The sequence below is a fragment of the Emticicia sp. CRIBPO genome, from assembly GCF_009905725.1.
Lineage (GTDB): Bacteria > Bacteroidota > Bacteroidia > Cytophagales > Spirosomataceae > Leadbetterella.
Window position 1 is genome coordinate 226,452 of sequence record NZ_JAAAKV010000005.1, and the last position, 21,121, is coordinate 247,572.

A 21,121-nucleotide genomic window follows, 5' to 3' on the forward strand; every position below is an offset into this window, starting at 1 on the left:
GGCTATTGTTGTCTGAGATAAGTGTATGCTTCTTCTACCCGTGTTGGTTTTGTGAACAGGTCTTTTGCGTAAACCATATTCCCGATCATCAGTTTTTCGGTAATAAAGACACCAAAAAACGTTGCTTTAAAGGAGGCTCCGAAATGCCCGTCAACTCCGTTAACGACAGATCCGTTCAACTGGTAAGTGATGCTTCCGCCATCTGTCACGCCGTTACCCTGGTTTTTCCGGAACTGGAGAGACTTCGCCTGTTTGGAAAAGGTCAGGTCCCACTGCTTTTCATTCAGCCATTTTGAATCGTCGAGGTCTTTGGGAGTTGAAGCAGCCTTGTCCAGTTGTTTGATGGTCCAGTGGTCATGGTTGATGTTGCTGACTTCTTTAAGCTGATTGCCGTTAAAGGTCAGGTGGGTTTTGATGCCGTTCGAAGTGAAGGTGATGATAATACCTCCCTGTTCGGCCACTTCCCATTTGCCGATGTATTTTCCGGAAATATCCTCCCAGACAAAATTATTCTGGTCATCAAGGCTCAGGGCAAACACCCTGTTGACGGTTTCAGCTTTGTAAGTGATTTTGCCTCCCCATACCGTATTTTTGTAAGAGGCTGCGGGGTCATCGTCTTTCTGTGCACATCCTGCCAGAAAATACAGCAGGCTGAGCAGGATAAAATAAGTTCTCATTTTGTTTTTCTTTTTAACGTTAATTGTACTTTTTTATCATGCCTCGGGTCAAGACTGTCGTAGTGGCTGTATCCGGAGGCCGTGTTGTAACCAAAACTGAGTGTGATCGTCAGAACATCGCCCTCCCAATGTCCCGCCGAACCTCCAAGCAGTGTGAAATTTGGCAGAATCCTCTTTTTTTCATCTTCGGGTCTGAAATGAAAACTGAAATCATGGAAATCTTCTTTGCTTACGGATCCGTAGATTTCGTAGTTTTCCTGTCCGAGTCGGCTGATGACAGTCGCATTTCCGTCAAAACCCCTTTTATCTTTTGAACGGATGCCCTTGCGGTTTTTCCATTTTCTGCCTGCCTTTTTCTCCCGTTCTTCTTTGCTTACGGGTTCATAGATTTCCAGACGGATGGTTTTGGATATATTGTCCGGGTCTTTAAAAGAGCCTTCCCAGGTATCTACCAGCAGAGGGGCGTTTTCATCATCGTTGTATGCCCACGGTCTGTCTCTAAGGTCAGACCAGTAGCTGTAGGCGTATTGGCATTTGTAAATTCCCCAGCTGATGCCGATTCCTATCACCAGGAATAGCAGACATCCTTTTGCTTTTTTAGCATCCATGAGATAGTATTTAAGGTTTTTCGAGTACCCATATGGAATCCCAGTAGTTTGGGTCCATTATCCCGATGCTTAGGGTCGAACTTCTGCCGTAACACGTGTAACAGCTCACCAGGTATGAGGAGGGGTTGGCTACTGACTGGATGTGATAGCGGTCTGAGCCTTCGCTGATGGGCACAAAGGTGAAAAGGTCGGCATCTGAACTTGAAAATGCAGTGGCCATAATATAAGTATATATGGATCCGGTCGTACTGAGATACATATCGATGTTTTCTTTGGCGACAACGTAGTACTGGCCGGGTTTCGGACCTGAAAGCACCTTCATCACAGTCGAATTGCCTCTGCCGATGTCAAAAGCGGGCCTATTAGCATCATCCGTAAAAGCCAGGTATTGCTTGCTTTCCACGTTTTTTAGTTTCCAGTCACCGGCAAGCGGATGAGCAGGTTCATTGTTTTTCTTCCCGCAGGCAATAACCATGACGGAGAGAAAGAATACGGTGATTTTCAGCAGCTTTTTCATAGTTTTTGAAATTCCTGGTAGAGTATGTTCTTTTTATAATTGCTGATTTTTGTAGCATCTACTTTTGTGGTCAGCAGTGTGCCGGCACCGGATTTTGAGGAGGTTTCTATCTCAAACACCAGATCACCATTTTGTCCCACGGCCTGTGAAAGCTCCCTGGCCCAATCTCCTGAAATAATCAGTTTATTACCATTGACTTTCCACCGGCCCAGTTGTACGGGAGACTTGCCGTCGGTTGCGGAGAATTTGCCGTCTCCGAAAAATTCCCAGATAACCAGCATGCCTTTGGCCTTTATTTCAACCCTGGGCTGAAGCTGGGTGCCGTCCTGTTTGGTAATGTTGTACCCGCTGCGGATCATCTGCCATTTGCCTGCCAGATTCTGAGCGTTTGAAAGGGTAGCAGATCCCATCAAAATAATTACTGCAACAGATATTGTTTTTAGGATATTAGCATGTCTCATTTCTTTATTGTTTAATATACTGATACTCAATTATTGTATTTAGCTTATCATCTGTGAAGTCCTTGCTTTGTATTAAGGCAATAAAATAGAGCTTCCCTCCATCTTCTCCCTGGGTAATGATATATTCGAGCTTTTCTTTTCCAAAAACCTGTGCAATCTCTTTGGTCCAGGATCCGGTTAGCGTAAGTATCCCTTCATCGATATAATTTGCCGTTGATTTTTGTACTTTCAATGACCAGTTTCCGGTTTGCCTGTTCCCTTTATTGTCGTGGGAAGTAAACCCGCCATTTTTCTCAAATTCCCAAACGACATCAATCGTACGATCTTTAGCGTAGTTAGAGCTGTTTTTATATGTGCCGTTTGATTGCTCCTGACGCGTCGTTATCCGGTCTAACTTCCATGTGCCCAGCATCAACTTATAGGTATCTCCTTCCGCTTTCGGATCATCGTTTTCAGAACTGCAACCTGCTCCGCAGTTGATCAGTACAACTGCTGCCAGTACCATTGTTTTCAGAATTGTGTACGTTTTCATAAATGTTTAATTTTGAATGATAGAATGATGAATGATAGAATGAGTGAATGATGAATGACTGGGAGGGATGAATTGACCGGACCAATTCCTTTTTCCATCCTCCTTTTTCCTTTCTACAGAACTACAATGTTATTTTAGAACCGAAACCTGTGTCCGAAGGGTTGTTATGCTTTCCGTCGCCGTCGTCATCGTAAAGGGAAGTGCTCTTCTGGCTGGGTTTTTCCTTGTTGTAAATCTCTTCGGCGACTTTTGCTCCTTTGAATATTTCGTTCATCTGCATCAGGCCGTCCTTATTGAGATCGAAGAGGTAAGGAGGGATGGTAGATAAGGTGATCGGGTACAGAAAATGAGTCAGGTAAGCATCCAAGTCATAGGAACTTCTGCCCCAGCTGTATTCATATTCAGTCGTAGCTGAAATCAACACCCGGTTCGGGCCTCTCATGTCATGGATAAATCCACCGGAGAAACATTGAAGGAACAGCCCTTTTAAAACCACAAAGGGCAGGGAATTTATCTTTTTGGCAAAATCGTCGTCGCTGAGAGTCTGTGACTGGTTGTAATAACTCAGCACTTCATCGAAATCAGTTGATGCCCCTGTCGGCTCATCGTTGTTGAGGTCTGCATTGGCTCCGTAATTTACTTTTTCAACACTGTGATACCCACCGCCATGGTTCGTGGTCATCACGAATAACTCTGCTTTCTGACCGGCCATGATTTTCTTCAGGTAATTTATGGCATCGTCGAAACCTGAAGGATTGGCAGCGTAGTTTACAGGTATCTGCGGGTATATTCTCGGAACTGTTATGATGGAGCTTGGAATCAGGGTTTCCGGTTTGCCGTCCTTGTAAACCACTACGATGTTTTCATCTGCATATCCTTGTCTGAGGAGGAGGTTGTACATCACTTGAATGTTATTGTAATAGTGGGTGTATGCCCCCACAGCATCAATTCCGCCGCTATAAAGCAAGGCAAATTTGGTCCTGTCTTTGGGCAAGGCCCTGACGACGGCCAGGTCCAGGTATTCGGATGTGGCAATCTGCATTTTCTGGGCTGACAGAGCCAGCGGCATGGTGTTCAGCACGATGGTGGCCAGGTGCTTCTCGCCGATCAGTTTGGAAGCCGCCATGATCGATTCCCCGGCAACATTTTTAGCCTGGAACATGGAGAGCTTTCCTGTGGCCTTTATCTTCTGTCCGTTCATTTCTCCCAGTTTGGCAAACTGGTTAAAGGACGAAGCTCCGGAAGTGGTTTGGACGAGAATGTAATTCTTCTGGTCCAGAAAGGTATTCAGACTGGCGAAGTTGCTGTCATTGACAATCTTGAAAACATTTTCGCTGACCTGGATAAGATAGCCTTCAACGGTAATTTCCTGCCCGATCTTGCTTTTCCAGTCGTCCGATTTAATGTTGGAAAAATCTTCAAACTCGGGTTCAATGGATTCGTTTTCGGATGTCTGGCAAGAAAATACCATGACAGCCAGAAGAAAGGTGATCAATATATTTTTCATGGGGTTTTTCATTTTAGATTTTAGTTATTTACCGGCATTGTAAATGCTCATTAAGAAAGCTTTGCTGATCCTGGTTGCTGCTGCTTCACACAGATGACCCTGGCCCTCGGGGGCGTCAACACCCTGATTTTTACTCGGGCAGCTTGAAGTAGACCTGTTTTCGCTGCAGAGTGTCCATACACTACCTAATTTGCAGGCCCCGTTGTTGGATTCTATTTCTTCCAGTTCGAAAATCACGTCTTTATCCTTGAAATTGTCTTTCATCCATTGAGCCATCTTCATTTTGGCGGCATTGCCTTCGTCTTTGGTGACAATGGTGATCAGGGGAGGGGTGACGTGCACAAACCGGACTCCGGAAATCTGACTGCGGAGGTCGTCGATCATATTTTTGTAAGCAGTCTTGACCTGCTCAAGGTTTCCGTCATTGATGTCTGCATAACCGAATTTGAAAATGGCGATTTGCACGGCAGATTTGTGGGCCAGGGCGTTGTTTTTAAACTCCTGTATCTTTTCGATGGGATTGCCGTTGGAGGCACTGAAGACATTTCCGGATAAACCATTGGGTTTTTCGTTCATGTCAAAATACTCAAACCGGAAACCGTTGTTGGCAGAGCCGTCTTCAAGGTCACCGCCTACAGACTGGTGCATGAATATGGCATTCCAGCCTTTGATCTTGTTTTTCTCAGAGGACGATAAATTGTCCCAGGCACTGATTCCTGAGAGGCCGACCACGCCCGGCTGGCCTTTACCTAAAGCGGATGTTCCCGGTTCTTCGCCCGGATCGGTATCATCAGGGTCCGGGTCGTTTCCTGACGATGAGCAGGCAATGGAGCCGATGATTAATGCGATAAAAAGAAAATGTTTCATGAGTGCGTTTTTATTTATGAGAATCAAATCTATCTAATCACCCAAACCGGCGAAACGGTTAATCGACCAATGACATTTTAAATCGACAGGCAGCAGGTTTTGTGTTTCTGAAGTGTGGCGGAATACCGTTAAATAGAATATTTTCATTTTTTGAATCTGCTTCTTTGAAAAGAAGACCTGAATGTCTAACTTGTACAGAAAGCAGATTAAAAGCGAAAAAACACTGGTTTTAAGCTCTGTTTAAAAGCTATTTCTATTCAATGAAAAGCCACCTGGCAGACTCTGAAATCTGATATGACAACGCCATCCGGATATACCTGCATCATTGTTGATGACAATGAGATTGATCGCCTGACCGCCTTGGTGTTTGCCAAAAAATACCCGTTTTTAGATATTATAGGTGTGTTTTCTTCTGCCACCGAAGCCCTGGCTGCTCTTAAGGATGTTGAAGTGGATGTGCTGATCAGCGACATTGATATGCCTGAACTCAGCGGGTTGGAGTTCCGGTCCAGGATGATGAAAATCCCTGTTTGCATCTTTATTACGGCCTATGTTGATTATGCTGCCGATAGTTTTGACATGGAAGCCCTCGACTTCCTGGTGAAACCCTTTAAGGCGGAGCGGTTTGAGCAATGTATGAACCGTGTGCAGCACTATATGGAGTTAAGGCATAAAGCCCGGCTGTTTGAATACAGCCTGGGGAGTGACAATACGGTCTTTATCAAAGACGGACATGAAAAAATCAAACTCAACCTTCATGACATTGTTTACCTGGAAGCATTAAAGGATTATACCCGGATTATCACGACTTCAAAAAAATACAGCGTGTTGTCGTCTATCGGGCAGTTGCTGCATGAAACGGCGTTCAGTTCCTTTTTAAGGATTCACCGGAGTTATGCAGTGCAGCCTCATTTTATTGACAAGGTCACCTCTCAGCAGGTTTTTGTTCAGCATTATTCTCTTCCAGTGGGTCGCAGTTACAAAGACGCGGTTCTGAACTTGAAATGAAAAAGTTAAGCATCATATTTTTACTCCTCGGCTGCTGCTATCCTGTTTCGGGGCAGAAAGCAGGTCAGGCTTTGATCGACTCTCTCTTGTCTGAAATTCCCAGGGCAAAAAATGATACGGTTAAGGTCAGGCTGCATAAGCGTGTGGCAGATGAATATTTTTTTATAGATGTCAGCAAAGCGATGGAGTATAGCAAAACCGGGCTGAAACTGGCCACAGCCATGAAGTGGGAGAGGGGTATCGGCGTATTTATCACCTACATCGCCCAGGCATACAGTGGCATGGGAGTGTATGATTCCTGCATGCATTATTATAAAAAAGGCTATGTCATTCAGAAGAAGGCAGATGATAAGGCCAATATGACTTCGACATTAAACAACATGGGTGCTGCAGAGCAGAATCTTAATTCTAATTTTACAAAGGCAGTTGAATATTACCTTGCAGCCCTGAAAATGGCGGAGCAGACCGACGACAAATACATGATGGGAAATACCCTTGCCAATATTTCCAATGTATACATCGCACAGAAAAACCCGAAGAAATCCCTGGAGTATGCATTCCGGGCCCTGGCCATAAGGCGGAAACTGGTCAGTTCCGGAGCCGTTAATGCGGACAGGGAAGTGGGGCGGTCTATGAGTAATATCGGGAATATTTACGTAGACCTGAAGGATACGCTTAATGCCGGCAAATATTTCAGAAAGGCTCTGCCGTTATTGCTGAAAACAGAAGATAAGGACGCCCTCGCCAACTTATACACTTATATGTCGCTGATTTATCCCAGGGATTCACCACAGAAAATCAGTTATGCTCTGAAGGCCGAACAAATGTGGGACGAGGTGAATCCTATGCATTCTGATGCGATTAACAACCTGGGAAATATCGGGGTGATTTACCTCGACAAAGTAAGAGAGGGGTCGCCTTCGTTGGGAATATCTTTAAGAAATGAATACCTCAGCAAATCAGAAAAGTATTTAAGAAAGGCCATTTTTCTGAGTAATCAGAAAGGAGAAGTAGGAGCTGAATCTTATTTCAAGGGGCCTTTGGCCGAACTTCAGGCCATCAGGGGAGATTATAAAAATGCATATCTTAATTTCAGGGATTATCAGAATGTCCAGGACTCTTTGTATTCCCAGGAAAACAAAAATAACATTGCCGGGCTGGAGGGAAAGCGGGAAATAGAATTGCGGGATAAGCAGATTGAGATCAATCAACTTGAACTGGATGCCCAGAAACGGCAGCGGATTGGGCTACTGATTGGTTTGGGGCTGATTGTCGCCATTGTGGGTTTGCTGTACTGGCAAAACCAGACGAGAAAAAGGGCTAATATACAGTTGCTCCGTCTCAATTCAGAGCTGGATGAAGCCAATAAAATCAAGGCCCGTTTTTTTGCGATTTTAAGTCATGACCTGCGTAGCCCGGTGGCTAACCTGGTTAATTTCCTGCATTTACAAAAAGAAGCTCCGGACTTATTATCTGCCGAGGCCGTAGTTTCTCATCAGAAGAGAATCACTGAATCAGCTGAAAACCTGCTTGAAAACATGGAGTCGATGCTGCTCTGGAGCAAGAGCCAGATGCAACATTTTAAGCCGCAATCCCGGGAGATTGAAGTGGATAGCTTATTCGGGTACATTCAGAAGTTTTTTGTGAGCGAAACAAGGATAAGTTTCAGTTTTGAGAACCCCGGCTCTCTGAAAGTAGTAACCGACGAGGATTATCTGAAAACCATCATGCAAAACCTGACCAATAATGCGGTGAAAGCTTTAGCTGCCACGCCCGATCCGCAGATCCGCTGGGAAGCCACAAAGAAAGGGAGTCAGGTAATACTGGCCATCATTGATAACGGCCCCGGAACTTCTGCCGGGCAGCTGAACGCCCTGTTCAGTGAAGAGGCAGAAATCGGTATCAAATCAGGACTGGGGTTGCATGTAGTCCGTGACCTCGCCAAAGCCATTGCCTGTAAAATTTCTGTTCAGCCTAATTCTGGGAGAGGGATGGAATTTCGGTTGGTGTTTGGGTGAGGGGTTCTTTTAATCAAATCCTAACTCGCGAAGATGTATCTTACTGATATTGGGAGATCTTTTCATCATTTCCACCACGATATTGAAATCTTCCTGGGTTATCTGTCCTACAACAATAACAGGATTGTGCTTCACCTGATTCAGGACTTCGGAAAAACTATGCTGGTTTAGTTTTGAACAATCGACATAACTGTCGTAACTAAGAAAACTATAGTTGTTTTTCCTGATAAGATGCTGTAAATCGCTTAGTACGGGACTTCTCATTATTATCCCGTTTAAGTTGGAGTTAATATAAAACGAAGCGAGTAATATTCCTTCGTTTATTTTTCCAAGCACGATGTAATATTTTATTTTGGGTGGATTGGTGTCTTTTACAAACGCTTTAATAACACAACCAGGGATAAGCAATTTTTGAGCGAGTGACAGACTTTGATCCTCCGGGAGAAGGTCACCTAAGTTCATTTAAGCAAAGAGTATAGATTTATGTTCTAAATGATCAACAATATAATCGAGCATTTCCTGGTCAGCCCCTTCAGCCCTCGCCATATCGAGGATGTTGATTTCATCGTTTTCGTTGGCATTGTTCCAGGCCAGGTCGTGTGATTTATGAGAAAGCTGAGCAAAATTCAGACGATTATTCTCCCTGATGGAGATATCCAGGCACTCAATATCAGATTGAGTAAGGTAGTCAAGTTCAGCGTTATGTCTGGCCCTGATATTATGATTTCCTATTAATTCAAAAGCTGAAGCGAATCCCTTAGGTAGTTTCTGAAAGGTTTCGTCATCTCTGAAAGCCTTAAATATATCATAGATTTTTGAAGGTACCGGGCCATTTTTCATAGCAATATATCTTTCTTCAATAATCATGTTGCCGAAACGGGCAAGATGTTTTTTTTCGGCAAAGTATAAGATTTTGAATATTTTCAAAAAGCCAGACTCTCCTATACTATTGCTTATATAGAGAAGAGCGTTTTTCGCTTTGTCAAAATCAAAATGGTTATTCTCTGTCATAAATGGAAGGTAATTATTGGCTTGTCAAAAGACTGTAAGCAAGTGTTTATGGATTATTCATTACAAATATACTTCAAATACTACGTAAAAGTATCATAAATAGTTTTTGATCATATTGAAATTCCTGATTTGCTAAAATTATTAACAAGCCGCAATCATCCGGTTTTATTTAACTTTTTTCTCCAGGCTCTTCTTTATTCTGTACTTTACAATCCTTGTGATCAGGTCCAATGGCATAGGTTTGTTCAGCGGAAACTGGATGGCACCTTTTCCTGAAGTCTTGTAAGCCGCAAAATCCTGCTCGAATTCAGGCTCGTTATTAGGCACAGGGTAAACCCCGACATGCTTTTTATACCCCGCAAAATAAACGATGAAGCTTCCGCTGTATTTAAAAGCAGGCATAGCATAGCTGATTCCTTCCTCGATGGACGGGTCTGCTGATAACATGGTTTTTCTTACCAGATTAAGGATCTCCCTGGTTTCCTCAGGAAATCCGGATATGTATTCATCAATACTTTCAGGTTTATTCTCGGCCATAACTTATATTGTTTTTTGAATGAGTTCCTGCGTTTCTGTATCAAAGATAAGAAGACCTTCCTCTGCACTACTTAATTGTCCTGCCAATTCCCCGTTTTTGTGCCATACAGCTGATTTTCCTGCCCCGATGAAGTTGTCGGAAGGACCGATACTGTTTGACATCAGGGTGATCATAGAATAACTTTCAGCTATCTGAGATAAACTTTTTTCTGCTTTTTCGACACCGTCTGCTGTTTTGGCAACGCTGGTGAGGTACACATCAGCACCGTTTTTAAAGGCGTTTTCCGAATGTTCGGGCACCGATAATTCGTAACAGATGACCAGGGCAATTTTTGTATCCCTGATGTTCAGATGAACGGACTTTTCTCCGGGCACAAAATAGGGGAGTTCATCAGCATGTAAATACTGCTTCGCATAAACCAGTCTGTCTTGATCCGGCTGAAAAATAATCATCCCGATCCTGATACCTCCAGAACTTTTTACGGGCATACCAACGCAGACGGTGACCTGATTTTTATCACTTATTTCCTGGAAAACCCGCAGCCGGGCATCATCAACATCTGAGGCCAGTTTACCGGCTAGTTCAGGTTCATAACCCGTTAATGAGAGTTCAGGAAAAACGATAAGGTCGGCACGAAAAGCAATAGCCAACTCAATAAACCTAAGATGATTTTCAATATTTTTCAGAATATCACCTTTTAAAGACCTGGTTTGAGCTACACAAATTTTCATTTTTTTAGATCAGACTTCCGAATAATACAGCACTTCCAGGAATTTTTTGGAAGGGTCTGTTTCTCCTTCTTCGGTAAATATCTCTTTTATTACTCCGGCAGCTTTGATGGCTTTTTCAGGAAGTTTTTCCTCACTCCTGGAATGGGCTATCAGGAAAGCATCAGAACCCGCTTCATCCCGGATTTCGTAAATATCATATTCATCAGTGATGGGTACCGGCATCATTACAGGGACTTTGTTAACCAGAATTGAAATAAGTACAAAACCGGATAAGGCTGATCTGGCATCGGTCAGCCGGGGTATTCCCGTTATAATAGCATTCGAGGACATTCCGGCTCCGGCTACCGCCTCTGAAGGGGTAAACTTGCCTGATTTGTATTTTTGCCAGGCGGATTGCAGGGAGGAGTCCATTTTTTCCAGGATTACATCAATTTCCTTCTGACCCAGATCTGAAATGGAGAGGTCAAGGAAAAGAATGCTCTTCTGGCGGTCAACAACAACTCCGGCGACTTTACCTACTTCAGCAAGACTGATGACTTCATCATCTCCGCTGGTAAACAAATTATAAAATCTTCCGCCGTTGTCAAGGGCTTTCAAAGCTTCTGTGACACTTTTATAGGTCCCGGTTTTCTTCATAAATCTTTTCTATGGTAATTCTACGTCAGTTAATTTAAATGGCAGTTTTTTGACAGAACCGGGGGTTTCAACATTCAGCACCAGCTTAGAGCCCGGTGTCGGGGCCTCGTCAAAAATAAACGTAACCAGTTCATTGGACTGTGCCCTGCCGTTCCAGCTTATCCGTTTACCGCCGGCATCTTCAAAAAACAAATCCACCAGTTTTGAACGGTCTCCGTCAATATAAAAAGTCATCTGATTCGGGTCGTCAAACATGCTTGAGAGGCTCTCAAGTGCCCCCAGCAGACTTTCTGCCAATTTACGCGATACTTCCGGCATTTTTTTAAGTTCCTCCTCTTTTTTTAGTTTTTGCTCTTCCTGGTATTTCAGAAGCGACTCTTTAGTTAAATAAATCAGCTGAAAGCCTGAGATTCTGGGTGTCAGGTTAACGTTTGTTTTTTTCTCATAATTGGCGATTTTGATGACGGAACCGTCGGCTTCTGTCGGAGTATAAAAACTCAGCTCTCCTGCAATTTCCTTGATTACGGTGGCCTTTCTGGCAGGAATTTTCGTTTCGATCTTCACCTTCGCATCTTCATCTATGGCCTCGTATTTGAAATCATCTTTATCCGGTTTCAGCAGATTCAGGCCCTGGTCGTCCGTGACCTTGCTCAGTGCTGAGATCTTTGCAAACTTATGTTTTCTTACCTCATCACCTGAAATTTTCAGTTCAATTTCGCACCTGTTCATAAATGAGCCATCAGAAGTGGAGCGGGATTCGTCGATTTTGCTGATAGATACTTTCTGGGCAAAAACAGAAGTAAAAGCAAAAACAGACAGGGGCAGCAATAACAGTTTATTTTGCATAGCTATGGTAGTTTAAATGTTGCAGACCATTCAAATGTAGGCAAAATAAAAAGCACCAAAAAGCTGATTATGAATATTTTATATAACGGTCAAATGTCGGTTTATTCGGTTGTGTTACCAGGCTCTTAAAAACTGACTTCTCTCTAAAAAGCCTTCTGCAATTCCTTTACCAGACCATCCAAGGTCTTATAGTCAATCCATCTTATGACCATCACGATTTCATGCTCCGGATCGACATATATGATGTTGGCTCCGTTGCCGACATGCATAAAAGCTGTGGCAGGAGCGGAGGGTAATAATTTTTTATCTGTATTGAGAAACCAGTTCATAAATCCGTAATCAGGCTTGGCCGGAGTAGGGGTCAGGGCTTGTTTTACCCAGTTTTCACTGATAAGTTGTTTACCGTTCCATCTACCTCTGTGCAGGTTGAGTAAACCGAAACGGGCCATATCATAGGCATTGATCAACATACCTCCTCCCCAGTGACCACCCCCGCTGACACTCTGCACGGCTTGTCCGTCCAGCACGATCCAGGCATTGCGATAACCCGTCCATCTCCATGTGCCGGATGCTCCGATCGGGTCCATGATTTTTTGTTTGAGGACCTGTGGCAACGGTTTACGCCAGATATTGGTTGCAGCCAACGCCAGGGCATTGACCCGGACGTCGTTGTACTCATACACACTCCCGCTTTTTTTTCTTTCCCTCGTTTTCCAGTCGACTCTTGAGCTGTCCGGGCGATCGGCCCATTCAGGCTTTCCCCATAAGGTTCCTTCCCAGTCGCTGGTCTGGCGTAACAGGTCATTCCAGGTGATGGTTTTGTTATGGGGAGTGCCAAAGAGGTCGATGAGTTGTGACGGCCCTTTCCCTTCCTGCGGATCATACACTTCAGTAGCAGGAATGTAAGGATAAACTACGTCATGTACACTTTTGATAAGGCCGCTGTCTATCGCGACGCCCACCACCGTGCTGAGGAAACTCTTCGTTACGCTGTGGGTCATGTCGCACCTCAATGGCTCTCCCCAGCTCGATACAATATATCCTTTATGAATGATGATCCCCGTAGGCTCGCCTCTGTCAGGCATTGGGCCGACGATATGTCCGAAAGGTTCCCTGCCAAAACTAGTGGCCTGATCGTCTTTCAATATCCTGGAGTTTTTAGACTCATGAGCTATTGCATAAGCCCTGACTGCCTCAATGCCCTCAGATTTTAGCCCGAGTTCCCCCGGCGTTTTTTGTTGCCAGTTTGTTGGGGAGGGGAAATAACTTTTAGGTTTTGCTTTTTGAGCATATAGAAAAGAACAGCTCAGCAGAAAGAACAGTAAGGTGTTTTTCATGAATTGTTTTGATGAAATATGAAGCTAACCAGGCTTGTTTACCAGCTTTTGGCAAATTGGGAAAAGCTGCAAAGTTCATTATAAAAAGTAAGTCTCTTTATAATGAACCATATTGCAAATTACACCAAATTAATATTCAGGCTTCCGATTCTGTCAAAAACATTTTATTCAGAGAAAAGGGAGCGATTATTTCGTATTTGCCAGCTTCAAAGCGTAGTTTAACTGAACATCTTTGTTCAGAATGACGTCTTCAATGGATGGCAGAACTATATAGTCAGGAATGGTTCCCCGGTCCTTGTATTTTGCTTTTTTTACATCATTTACATATTTAAACTGAGGTATCGTGACCTCAATTTGACTATTGTTCAGGGTAATTGTGACGCTTTTTCCGGAGGTATTACCGTAATACCCCCCACCCGTTTCTTCACCGATAAATTTCCCGCGGTTCTGGCTTCTGGCTATTGAACAAAAATCAGCGGTGGTAGAAAAACTGACACCATTGATCAGGAACAGGATATTTCCTGTAAAGTTATTTTTTTGTGGTTGCTGAAAACCCAGAAGCGGATTTTCCTGAAGTGTTACGGCAGAAGTGACGGACGACTTGGAAGCGAAATATTTGAAAGGTTTACCGGTCAGATAAGAATAAAGCAAGGCTCCATAATCGTCAGCCCCTCCTCCGTTGTTTCTTACATCAATGATTAAAGTGCTGATTTTCCTGGTATTGATTTCTTTGAATGAGGTTTCAAGAAATTCTCTGAAATTTAACTGTGCTGCATTGATTCTGTTATCGTCAAAGGATTTCACCGTAAGCAGTGCCACATTATTCTGAAGAAAATCAAGCTGCAGAGGTTTTGTAACCGCCGGTTTATTCCTGAAATCACATTCAATATCTTTCACTGATTTACCTGCCAGATTAATAGTGCCCGTTTCACCATTTTTGTTTTTAAATTCAACCCGGAACGAATGCTTGTCACCGAAAATCCAGTGATACAATATTGGGAATGCTCCGTCATTAAGCTGACTCCTTTTTTTCGTTTCAATGGTCCCGTCTGAAGGCAGGTATCTGAAAAGCTCGCTTTGTATGTCTGCAACCGATTGGCCGTCAATAGTTAGAATTTCTGCCTGAGCGGGCAGTTCCTGCCCACAAAGCACATACGCCTTGTTTTCAATGAAATAAAGAAAAAGAGAGAACACTTTGATGTTGTCGCTGTAGTAACTTCCGAGGAGACGCGGAACATTGCTTCGGGTATGCCCGTCCTGCAGGGCACTGATCACAGATAAGACTGTTTTTCCAAACTCTATCGGAGACACCGGATGGTCCAAAGCCGCGAAATACCTGTCGAATATGGCGTCCATTTCTTTTTTGCTCTTATAGCGATACAATCCGGCATGCTCTTTTTCTAATGCCACTCGGAAGGTTGTAAAATCCTGCTTAAGTTTTTCAGGTGACAGGAGGTCGGTTAAAATAAGTTTTTTTTCAGGTTCTTTAACAGGTTTAATATTGGATATTCTGGTATAGCAGCTATCCCTGTTGTTCAATAAAATGATGAAGTCATAAGTAGCCTGAGGGGCCACTTTAACAGAAATGGAATCAATATCTGTATAAAAAACGATGGTTTTTTCGTGTCGCGGTTCTAAGGTCTGGTAAACATCCGGCCTGATTTCCGGAGAAATGTTCCAGATGCCTTTCTGATATACAGACCCGTCTTTAATGCTTACTTTATTTGAGTTTGCCCTTATTACTGCAAGCTTTTGCTGAGCCAGGATGACCTGACAAAAGAATAAGCTAACGAAGAAAAAAGCAATGAACTTCCTGCCCCATAAGGTGGTGGGGAATTGACCTGGTTTCATATTGATTGATGTTTTAAATCAGCGGTTACTTTTCTGATTGTTTGAGGAAAAAGAAGTAGCCTAAAAAACTGGCTGCTATCGAAAAAGCCATGATGGCCAGAGAATGGATGCCAATGGGAAGCGTGTAATTAATAATGGCGAGACCTGTGCCCAGACCCATCAGAATGGCAAACCATTTAATGTTTAAATTTCTGTCTTCTTTTGGGTTTGTTTTTAAAACAGAAGATACGATTTCATCAGGAACGCCTTTTTCAAGGATCTTGTCTTTGAGCTTATGGTCCATGGTACGCTTCATAATGGCCAGGATGAATATCATGACCAGGCCTAAAGTAAAAATGGAGGCACAGACATTAAAAATTTCCTTGGTGTATTCTGGGTACCTGTTGTCCTGTGCATTGACAAAAAGAGGGAATATCATTCCGGCAAGCAAACAAATGATCTTTTTCATTTTTTATCTTATTATTTATACGTGATTAGACAGGCTAATCTGTTTTATGTTGCAATGATTACTAAAAATTTAAAGCTTTTACCCTGGCCCGGTATTGCCTGCACATATCGGCGGATAAGAAGCCGAAAAGCCCGAGAACGGAAATAATGATCAGGCCGATGGACAGGGGTTTGATCGTAGTGAAAAGATTTAGCAGTTGATTTCCTCCGAAATACAGCAGGGCAGATACTGAAAAAATGACTGAGAAAACTAAAAACCGGGAAGCCGTTTTTTCACGAGCGACTTCAGACTGCGGCAGTTGTTCCATCACAATACCGGCAAGATCGAAATCAAAAACAGGCTTTTCCTGTTGGCTGAACTCTTTAAATAAAAAGGTGTAGTGTTCGGCTTGTGACCTGCATGTTTCACAGGAATGCATATGTGAGATCAGTCCTGAGTCACAATCTTCCTTTTGGAAAACATATTGTTGAATTTCAATATCATTAAGATGTTCTTTTCTCATAAAGCGTCTTTTTTATAAGTGAGCAACAAGTTATCCCTGAGTGTTTTCCTCGCCCGGAACAGATAACTTTTTACGGTTCCTTCCGGAAGTTGTGTTATTTCGGCAATCTCGGTGTAGTTCAGTTCTTCATGATGATAAAGGCTGATCAGGGTTTTATAGACAGGAGGAAGTTTATCTATTTCGGTCCCCAGTATGCCCGACAGCTCCTTTTTATAAAAGAGTATTTCTGTTTCATTATTAAAAATATCAGGTTGGCTGATCAGTTTCTCCAATATTTCTTCATGGGATTGGCCGCTACCCGGGTCCGGGAGCAGCAATTTTCTCTTTTCAAGGTAATTAAGACAGGTATGATAGGCTATTTGTGCAATCCAGGTAGAAAGTTTTGCCTGAAATCTGAAATTTCCAAGTTTTTGGAACACCTTCAGATAAATATCCTGTGCGATATCCTTCCTGTCTTCTTTATTGGCAATCATTTTGAAGACAATCTGTGCCACCAATCCTTCAGTGTTCTTCATGATTGATCTGAAAGCTTTGGTGTCACCACTCAAAACCTTATCAACCAGAAATCGGTCAGCCGGATTGTTTACTTTGTATTCCACTTCAGGATTAGACAGAACAAGCCAGAAAATGTTGCAAGAAAAATCAATCCCTGGCCTGAAGACTTATTCAGGTTCAGGAAAGTATCATAATTTTATCTGACCGGCAGATATTTTTCAGGTGTAATGAGCAAACATCCTGTTTACTTTGCCCTCTTCGTTAAAGAACATGACTTCTACAGATCTCTTGTCCATGACGGATTTATAATACAAGGCAACCGAGCCAACACCCTCTGTCACATCAAGTAACTCAAAATGAAGATCGGGTAACCTCTTCATGGCTTTTTTCCAGTAAGCGGCCACAGCCTCTTTGCCTTTTAATGTACTGGTTTCTCCGCCAGTTGCCATTTTAATCATTGGCGTAGTCACTTCGATGTCATCGGAGTAATGACTTAAGATGTCCTCCATATCATGGGAGTTCCAGGAGGCCACCCATTCTTCTGCAAATTTTTTAGCGTCCATATTTGTGGTTTTGTTTTTAGCAAATGTATTAAATTACTCTAGATACAGTGAGAGTTCCGCGGTTTTTTATAGCGGGGTTTAACCGTTGGATAAATTGTTGAGACAAGATAAAAAGAATTGGATTCTAAATCATTAAATTGAATCCGTTAATTAACCCCTGAAAACCAACCTGATGAAAGGCATAGGAAAAACTCCCTTGATAAAACTGGAACGTATGTCCGAACCTGGTTCGGCTGAGATTTACGTCAAATGTGAAAATGCTAACCGGACAGGCAGTATGAAGGACAGGATGGCTTTGTCGATGATACAGGGAGCTGAAGAGAGAGGGGAGCTGCAACCCGGCGGCACGGTGGTGGAATATACCGGAGGATCAACAGGAAGTTCATTAGCCATGATTTGTGCCATAAAAGGCTATAAAGCTCACTTCGTTTCTTCAGATGCGTTTTCAGAAGAAAAACTCAAGACCATGCGGGCGTTTGGTGCTGAACTCGAGATTTTGCCCGGCGATGGGGGAAAAATAACCGCAGAGCTGTTTACAAGAATGATCGGAAGAGCAAAAGAGCTGAGCTTTCAACCCAACACTTTCTGGACCGATCAGTTTAATAATATTGATAACCGTCAGGCCTATCATGCCATGGCCCGTGAAATCATGGACCTATTGGGTGATACCATTGATGAGTTTATTACAGGGGTAGGAACCGGGGCAAGTTTTTCGGGCAACGCCGAAGTGTTTAAACAGAAAATACCGGGTATCCGTTGTATAGCTGTCGAACCGCTTCATGTGCGTGCACTTTCGGGCGGAGATATTTCCGGGAAGCACAAGCTGGAAGGTATAGGTTCGGGGTTTGTTCCATCTATTTGCAGGATGGATCTGGCAGATGAGGTTATGGCTGTTTCTGATGAAGACGCCTATGAAACGGCGAGGAAACTGGCAAAACTCGAGGGTATTTTCGGAGGAGTGACTTCCGGGGCAAACGTCTGGGCGGCAATTCAAAGAGCGAGAGTTCTTGGGCCAGGCAAAAAAATCGTCACGATCATTGTGGATTCAGGACTCAAATACCTGAAAGGAGATTTATACCGTTGAGTTAAGAATCAGATACAAACGGTGACAAATCCATAAGCATTTGTCACCAGATTATACCCGCCAAATGGTTAAGGTGACGTCGTTGGCCTGTTCCACCATAACAATTCAGTTTTAAAAGCTGCGAGAATTTAGGGGTTGGTACTTTTATAGTATATTTCACTCAATAGCATAGTAAATCTTTCAAGATGTGTATCAGGCCGGTTTTCCATCAGGAAACGGCCCCTCATAACATTACCTGCAAAGATGATTATTGCAAATTTAGAATGGGTCTGAAATCATTTGGAATGAGTCCGGAAATACACTCTCAGATTCATTTTACATTTTCGGACTGTTTTTCGGAAGGCTCATCGCTTTTAAATGAGCCCGGAGATTTGCCCATGTGTTGTTTAAAAACAGCAAAGAAAGTTGCTTTTGAATTGAATCCGGCTTCAGTAGCGATACCCAGCATATTGAGATGGTCGTAGGCCGTGTCTTTCAGCAGCCTTTTGGCTTCCTCTACCCGGTAGGTATTGATAAAAACATTGAAATTCGTGTGAGCGTTTTTGTTTATGAGATTTGAGATTTCATTGCGTGTAAATCCCGTCTGTGCAGCCAGCGAATTCAGCGTGAGCTGCGGGTCTTTGTAAAGTTCTTTCTTTATGATTATTTCTGCCAGGTCGGAAAAACGGGTATCCTCCTGACTGTTTTTTGGGTCGTTTCCGGCCTCTTCAACGTTATCATCAAAGCTGATGTTGGCCTGCCCAAGTCCGGAAATCCCCACCCAATAGATAAAGATTACGTTTACGGACGAGAAAATGCCATGTAAATAATGGTTGCTGAATTTCTCAGCCGCCAATGCAGGGATCATGCAAAGCAGATGATAGAAGATAATGAAAAGGGCCACCCATTTTACCCACCTGAGCCGGCTTTGATGCAGGTTGGAAAAATTGCCCATTATCCTTTTCTGATGTCTGAATATCAGGCTAAGGGAGAGTGAGGCATAAAAGACAGAGAAAAAGATGGCCGTAAGATGATACATCCAGTAATATTTTTCATCATAGACAGACCAGTCCTGTAAAGAAGGATAAAAGAAGGACAGGATAAATAAAGTACTCCAGCCAAGAAATTCAAGGGTTGCGGGTATCAGGGTTTTCCATTCTTTTGATAAATGAAAGGGGCCGATCAGGCTTTTTACATAAAAATAGAAAACGACGGCATTCAGGGCGTAAAACCTGAACGGCAGGAAGTAGAGTGACGGGTAGTATTCATTAACCGAAATGTGTGAGAAAACGGAAAGAATAAGCTCGGCTGAATAAGTCAGCAGGAAAAGGCCTAAATAAACCGTGGGTCTGGATTTTTTGTTTTTCGCAATGAGGATAATTCCGAGTGTAGCACCTTGTACAAAAGCCAGGAAATCAATAAAACTGATCAGGTTATAGTTAATCTTCATGGGGATATTTTGGGTTTTAGAGTGGCGGGTATAGGAGAATAACCGGATGACAAACGTTGTCTCCTGACCGTTTTTTTAGTTAAATTTCACATCTTAATTATCGCTAAAAAAAACTGAATCTCAAATTATTTTTATTAAATATTAAGAAAATATAATTTCGAAATGTATTGCAACCGATTGTTATTAAGTATTTTACACAATGTAACCGGAGTTGATAAAATTTAGTAAGAACTTAAAATGATAAAATTCAGCACGAAGACTACTGTTTTGAGGCACTTATGAGGGGGCAGGTTGAAAATCGTGCCGGGTATTCAAAAGTCCATGCTTTGAATGCTGAGTATATCCACTTGTTTTGTATCTTTAATCAACGGATTGCCCGATGCATACAGCTTGGTTTAAATTTTGTAAAGGGAGTGATTAGAGGCGTTTTTCCGGTTTAGCGTGATATTTCCTGTGGGTTTAGAGTTGGAGATTTGCCATTTAAAGAAGGTCGTTTCAGTAAAAATTATAAAGTATTTTTAGATTTATTAATCAACCATGAGAATTCCCGGATTAAGCATTTTAAATACCAGTGTTCTGCTGACATTCCTGTTCAGTTCGGCCCACTCCGACCCGAAGGCGGTGCCGGGTTATCACTACACCGGAGCCTGGCAACCCAGCCGCATCAGTGCGGGGGAGGGGATAACTGAACTGGATGTCAAGATCGGCAAATTTCTCAATCTGCCGAAGGAGCAGCTGGCCCGTGTCATTTTTAATGTTAACAGTAAGTTTCCCGGTTCTGAACCCTGGGCTTTCTGGGCCGTAGGCGACATGACAGGTTTAACTCCGGCTCATCAGGGCTTGACAGACGAACAGCATGAAGCGTACCTGACTTTCATGGACAAGCAGGGTGTCAGGGTATTTCTTGAGATTTTTCCCTTTAAAGAAAAGAACACAGATGTGTTGAAGGAAATTGATCACTGGCTGGGTAAGTTCAGACACCATCCGTCTGTTGCCGGTTTCGGTATTGACCTGGAATACTACCGGAAAGCTTCTGACGCTGATGCCCAAGCTTGGGATGAAAGAATAAAATCACACAACTCCGGATATCGTATGTTCCTGAGGCATTACAATGCTGATTTTATGCCGCCGACCTATCGCGGAAAAGGAGATCTGATCTTTGTCGACTTTGCTTCAGAGGCTACTGTAGAAGACCTGAGTAAAGGGTTCGCTGCCTGGGCTAACCGCTTTGCTCCGGCAGCCTGTGCATTTCAGATCGGCTACCCGGCAGATGAAGACGGCATGAATGGCAGTAAAGAAATGGGCTGGTGGAAGCTGAAAGACCCTGTCAGGGACTGGGGCAATATGATCCTGTCTCAGATCAATAACCCCGGTCAGGAGCTTGGATTGATATGGGTGACGGCCAGGTCCGGGAAACCATATCATAAGAATTGGGACTTGACCAGGAAGTTTTAA

The 21,121-nt window shown here is 43.2% G+C and carries 24 protein-coding genes; 5 read left to right on the forward strand and 19 right to left on the reverse strand.

What is annotated here, in order from left to right:
- Positions 1-2 precede the first annotated feature (2 nt).
- The 3 genes from GVN16_RS12175 to GVN16_RS12185 are packed head-to-tail and all read right to left on the reverse strand — an operon-like array spanning position 3 to position 1,802.
- Positions 3-677 carry a hypothetical protein gene (locus GVN16_RS12175; protein ID WP_166564173.1) on the reverse strand — a complete coding sequence of 225 codons (675 nt, stop codon included), beginning with the start codon at positions 675-677 and terminating at the stop codon, positions 3-5.
- Entirely contained in the window at positions 674-1,285 is a 612-nt protein-coding gene (locus GVN16_RS12180) for a hypothetical protein (RefSeq protein WP_166564174.1), read from the reverse strand. The genes GVN16_RS12175 and GVN16_RS12180 overlap by 4 nt, the downstream gene beginning before the upstream one ends.
- 10 nt (positions 1,286-1,295) lie before the next feature.
- The gene (locus tag GVN16_RS12185) at positions 1,296-1,802 is read right to left on the reverse strand and encodes a hypothetical protein (protein ID WP_166563991.1); all 507 of its coding nucleotides are present in this window, start codon (positions 1,800-1,802) and stop codon (positions 1,296-1,298) included.
- On the opposite strand from GVN16_RS12185, the gene GVN16_RS26340 reads away from it, so the two are divergent.
- Positions 1,780-1,848, forward strand: a complete 69-nt coding sequence (locus tag GVN16_RS26340; RefSeq protein WP_409013169.1) for a hypothetical protein — start codon at positions 1,780-1,782, stop codon at positions 1,846-1,848. The two genes, GVN16_RS12185 and GVN16_RS26340, sit on opposite strands and share 23 nt — an antisense overlap.
- 419 nt (positions 1,849-2,267) lie before the next feature.
- Here GVN16_RS26340 and GVN16_RS12195 read toward each other — a convergent pair whose 3' ends face one another.
- From GVN16_RS12195 to GVN16_RS12205, 3 genes are all read right to left on the reverse strand, one after another.
- Positions 2,268-2,795, reverse strand: a complete 528-nt coding sequence (locus tag GVN16_RS12195; RefSeq protein WP_166564176.1) for a hypothetical protein — start codon at positions 2,793-2,795, stop codon at positions 2,268-2,270.
- A gap of 121 nt (positions 2,796-2,916) precedes the next feature.
- The gene (locus tag GVN16_RS12200) at positions 2,917-4,302 is read right to left on the reverse strand and encodes a C13 family peptidase (RefSeq protein ID WP_166564177.1); all 1,386 of its coding nucleotides are present in this window, start codon (positions 4,300-4,302) and stop codon (positions 2,917-2,919) included.
- 24 nt (positions 4,303-4,326) lie between these two features.
- Complete coding sequence (locus tag GVN16_RS12205) at positions 4,327-5,169, reverse strand: hypothetical protein (protein WP_166564178.1); 843 nt, start codon at positions 5,167-5,169, stop codon at positions 4,327-4,329.
- 294 nt (positions 5,170-5,463) lie between these two features.
- On the opposite strand from GVN16_RS12205, the gene GVN16_RS12210 reads away from it, so the two are divergent.
- Both GVN16_RS12210 and GVN16_RS12215 read left to right on the forward strand, forming a co-directional pair.
- Complete coding sequence (locus GVN16_RS12210; protein WP_166564179.1) at positions 5,464-6,177, forward strand: LytTR family DNA-binding domain-containing protein; 714 nt, start codon at positions 5,464-5,466, stop codon at positions 6,175-6,177.
- Positions 6,174-8,195 carry a tetratricopeptide repeat-containing sensor histidine kinase gene (locus GVN16_RS12215; RefSeq protein ID WP_166564180.1) on the forward strand — a complete coding sequence of 674 codons (2,022 nt, stop codon included), beginning with the start codon at positions 6,174-6,176 and terminating at the stop codon, positions 8,193-8,195. The genes GVN16_RS12210 and GVN16_RS12215 overlap by 4 nt, the downstream gene beginning before the upstream one ends.
- A 9-nt stretch (positions 8,196-8,204) precedes the next feature.
- Here GVN16_RS12215 and GVN16_RS12220 read toward each other — a convergent pair whose 3' ends face one another.
- From GVN16_RS12220 to GVN16_RS12275, 12 genes are all read right to left on the reverse strand, one after another.
- Positions 8,205-8,459, reverse strand: a complete 255-nt coding sequence (locus GVN16_RS12220; RefSeq protein ID WP_166564181.1) for a hypothetical protein — start codon at positions 8,457-8,459, stop codon at positions 8,205-8,207.
- A 198-nt stretch (positions 8,460-8,657) separates the two neighbouring features.
- Positions 8,658-9,206 (reverse strand): Panacea domain-containing protein, encoded by a 549-nt coding sequence (locus GVN16_RS12225; RefSeq protein WP_166564182.1) that lies wholly within the window; start codon positions 9,204-9,206, stop codon positions 8,658-8,660.
- 165 nt (positions 9,207-9,371) lie between these two features.
- Entirely contained in the window at positions 9,372-9,743 is a 372-nt protein-coding gene (locus tag GVN16_RS12230; protein WP_166564183.1) for an iron chaperone, read from the reverse strand.
- 3 nt (positions 9,744-9,746) lie between these two features.
- A complete protein-coding gene (locus tag GVN16_RS12235; RefSeq protein WP_166564184.1) occupies positions 9,747-10,475 on the reverse strand; it encodes a carbon-nitrogen hydrolase family protein in 729 nt (242 codons plus the stop codon).
- 9 nt (positions 10,476-10,484) lie between these two features.
- Positions 10,485-11,111: a hypothetical protein gene (locus GVN16_RS26000; RefSeq protein ID WP_205748847.1), complete on the reverse strand. Its 627-nt coding sequence runs from the start codon at positions 11,109-11,111 to the stop codon at positions 10,485-10,487.
- Positions 11,112-11,120: 9 nt separating this feature from the next.
- On the reverse strand, positions 11,121-11,957 hold the full coding sequence (locus GVN16_RS12245) for a hypothetical protein (protein WP_166564185.1): 837 nt from the start codon (positions 11,955-11,957) through the stop codon (positions 11,121-11,123).
- A 143-nt stretch (positions 11,958-12,100) separates the two neighbouring features.
- A complete protein-coding gene (locus GVN16_RS12250; protein ID WP_166564186.1) occupies positions 12,101-13,294 on the reverse strand; it encodes a serine hydrolase in 1,194 nt (397 codons plus the stop codon).
- A gap of 186 nt (positions 13,295-13,480) precedes the next feature.
- Positions 13,481-15,145 (reverse strand): S41 family peptidase, encoded by a 1,665-nt coding sequence (locus GVN16_RS12255; RefSeq protein ID WP_166564187.1) that lies wholly within the window; start codon positions 15,143-15,145, stop codon positions 13,481-13,483.
- Positions 15,146-15,170: 25 nt separating this feature from the next.
- Entirely contained in the window at positions 15,171-15,593 is a 423-nt protein-coding gene (locus GVN16_RS12260) for a hypothetical protein (protein WP_166564188.1), read from the reverse strand.
- A gap of 61 nt (positions 15,594-15,654) precedes the next feature.
- The gene (locus tag GVN16_RS12265; protein WP_166564189.1) at positions 15,655-16,095 is read right to left on the reverse strand and encodes a hypothetical protein; all 441 of its coding nucleotides are present in this window, start codon (positions 16,093-16,095) and stop codon (positions 15,655-15,657) included.
- Positions 16,092-16,694, reverse strand: a complete 603-nt coding sequence (locus GVN16_RS12270; RefSeq protein WP_166564190.1) for an RNA polymerase sigma factor — start codon at positions 16,692-16,694, stop codon at positions 16,092-16,094. The genes GVN16_RS12265 and GVN16_RS12270 overlap by 4 nt, the downstream gene beginning before the upstream one ends.
- A 114-nt stretch (positions 16,695-16,808) precedes the next feature.
- The gene (locus tag GVN16_RS12275; protein ID WP_166564191.1) at positions 16,809-17,153 is read right to left on the reverse strand and encodes a nuclear transport factor 2 family protein; all 345 of its coding nucleotides are present in this window, start codon (positions 17,151-17,153) and stop codon (positions 16,809-16,811) included.
- Positions 17,154-17,325: 172 nt separating this feature from the next.
- On the opposite strand from GVN16_RS12275, the gene GVN16_RS12280 reads away from it, so the two are divergent.
- The gene (locus tag GVN16_RS12280; protein WP_166564192.1) at positions 17,326-18,237 is read left to right on the forward strand and encodes a PLP-dependent cysteine synthase family protein; all 912 of its coding nucleotides are present in this window, start codon (positions 17,326-17,328) and stop codon (positions 18,235-18,237) included.
- A gap of 310 nt (positions 18,238-18,547) precedes the next feature.
- Here GVN16_RS12280 and GVN16_RS12285 read toward each other — a convergent pair whose 3' ends face one another.
- Positions 18,548-19,666: an AraC family transcriptional regulator gene (locus GVN16_RS12285; protein ID WP_166564193.1), complete on the reverse strand. Its 1,119-nt coding sequence runs from the start codon at positions 19,664-19,666 to the stop codon at positions 18,548-18,550.
- A gap of 537 nt (positions 19,667-20,203) precedes the next feature.
- Here GVN16_RS12285 and GVN16_RS12290 point away from each other — a divergent pair.
- Positions 20,204-21,121: a hypothetical protein gene (locus tag GVN16_RS12290; protein ID WP_166564194.1), complete on the forward strand. Its 918-nt coding sequence runs from the start codon at positions 20,204-20,206 to the stop codon at positions 21,119-21,121.

Excerpts from the sequence above, each read along its gene's own strand:
- GVN16_RS12290 (WP_166564194.1), top strand. The coding sequence starts at position 20,204 with ATGAGAATTCCCGGATTAAGCATTTTAAATACCAGTGTTCTGCTGACA.
- GVN16_RS12265 (WP_166564189.1), bottom strand. The coding sequence starts at position 16,095 with ATGAGAAAAGAACATCTTAATGATATTGAAATTCAACAATATGTTTTC.
- GVN16_RS12245 (WP_166564185.1), bottom strand. The coding sequence starts at position 11,957 with ATGCAAAATAAACTGTTATTGCTGCCCCTGTCTGTTTTTGCTTTTACT.
- GVN16_RS12175 (WP_166564173.1), bottom strand. The coding sequence starts at position 677 with ATGAGAACTTATTTTATCCTGCTCAGCCTGCTGTATTTTCTGGCAGGA.
- GVN16_RS12285 (WP_166564193.1), bottom strand. The coding sequence starts at position 19,666 with ATGAAGATTAACTATAACCTGATCAGTTTTATTGATTTCCTGGCTTTT.
- GVN16_RS12235 (WP_166564184.1), bottom strand. The coding sequence starts at position 10,475 with ATGAAAATTTGTGTAGCTCAAACCAGGTCTTTAAAAGGTGATATTCTG.
- GVN16_RS12205 (WP_166564178.1), bottom strand. The coding sequence starts at position 5,169 with ATGAAACATTTTCTTTTTATCGCATTAATCATCGGCTCCATTGCCTGC.
- GVN16_RS12180 (WP_166564174.1), bottom strand. The coding sequence starts at position 1,285 with ATGGATGCTAAAAAAGCAAAAGGATGTCTGCTATTCCTGGTGATAGGA.
- GVN16_RS12250 (WP_166564186.1), bottom strand. The coding sequence starts at position 13,294 with ATGAAAAACACCTTACTGTTCTTTCTGCTGAGCTGTTCTTTTCTATAT.
- GVN16_RS26000 (WP_205748847.1), bottom strand. The coding sequence starts at position 11,111 with ATGAAGAAAACCGGGACCTATAAAAGTGTCACAGAAGCTTTGAAAGCC.
- GVN16_RS12275 (WP_166564191.1), bottom strand. The coding sequence starts at position 17,153 with ATGGACGCTAAAAAATTTGCAGAAGAATGGGTGGCCTCCTGGAACTCC.
- GVN16_RS12260 (WP_166564188.1), bottom strand. The coding sequence starts at position 15,593 with ATGAAAAAGATCATTTGTTTGCTTGCCGGAATGATATTCCCTCTTTTT.
- GVN16_RS12200 (WP_166564177.1), bottom strand. The coding sequence starts at position 4,302 with ATGAAAAATATATTGATCACCTTTCTTCTGGCTGTCATGGTATTTTCT.
- GVN16_RS12210 (WP_166564179.1), top strand. The coding sequence starts at position 5,464 with ATGACAACGCCATCCGGATATACCTGCATCATTGTTGATGACAATGAG.
- GVN16_RS12185 (WP_166563991.1), bottom strand. The coding sequence starts at position 1,802 with ATGAAAAAGCTGCTGAAAATCACCGTATTCTTTCTCTCCGTCATGGTT.
- GVN16_RS12195 (WP_166564176.1), bottom strand. The coding sequence starts at position 2,795 with ATGAAAACGTACACAATTCTGAAAACAATGGTACTGGCAGCAGTTGTA.
- GVN16_RS12220 (WP_166564181.1), bottom strand. The coding sequence starts at position 8,459 with ATGAGAAGTCCCGTACTAAGCGATTTACAGCATCTTATCAGGAAAAAC.
- GVN16_RS12230 (WP_166564183.1), bottom strand. The coding sequence starts at position 9,743 with ATGGCCGAGAATAAACCTGAAAGTATTGATGAATACATATCCGGATTT.
- GVN16_RS12225 (WP_166564182.1), bottom strand. The coding sequence starts at position 9,206 with ATGACAGAGAATAACCATTTTGATTTTGACAAAGCGAAAAACGCTCTT.
- GVN16_RS12255 (WP_166564187.1), bottom strand. The coding sequence starts at position 15,145 with ATGAAACCAGGTCAATTCCCCACCACCTTATGGGGCAGGAAGTTCATT.
- GVN16_RS12280 (WP_166564192.1), top strand. The coding sequence starts at position 17,326 with ATGAAAGGCATAGGAAAAACTCCCTTGATAAAACTGGAACGTATGTCC.
- GVN16_RS12215 (WP_166564180.1), top strand. The coding sequence starts at position 6,174 with ATGAAAAAGTTAAGCATCATATTTTTACTCCTCGGCTGCTGCTATCCT.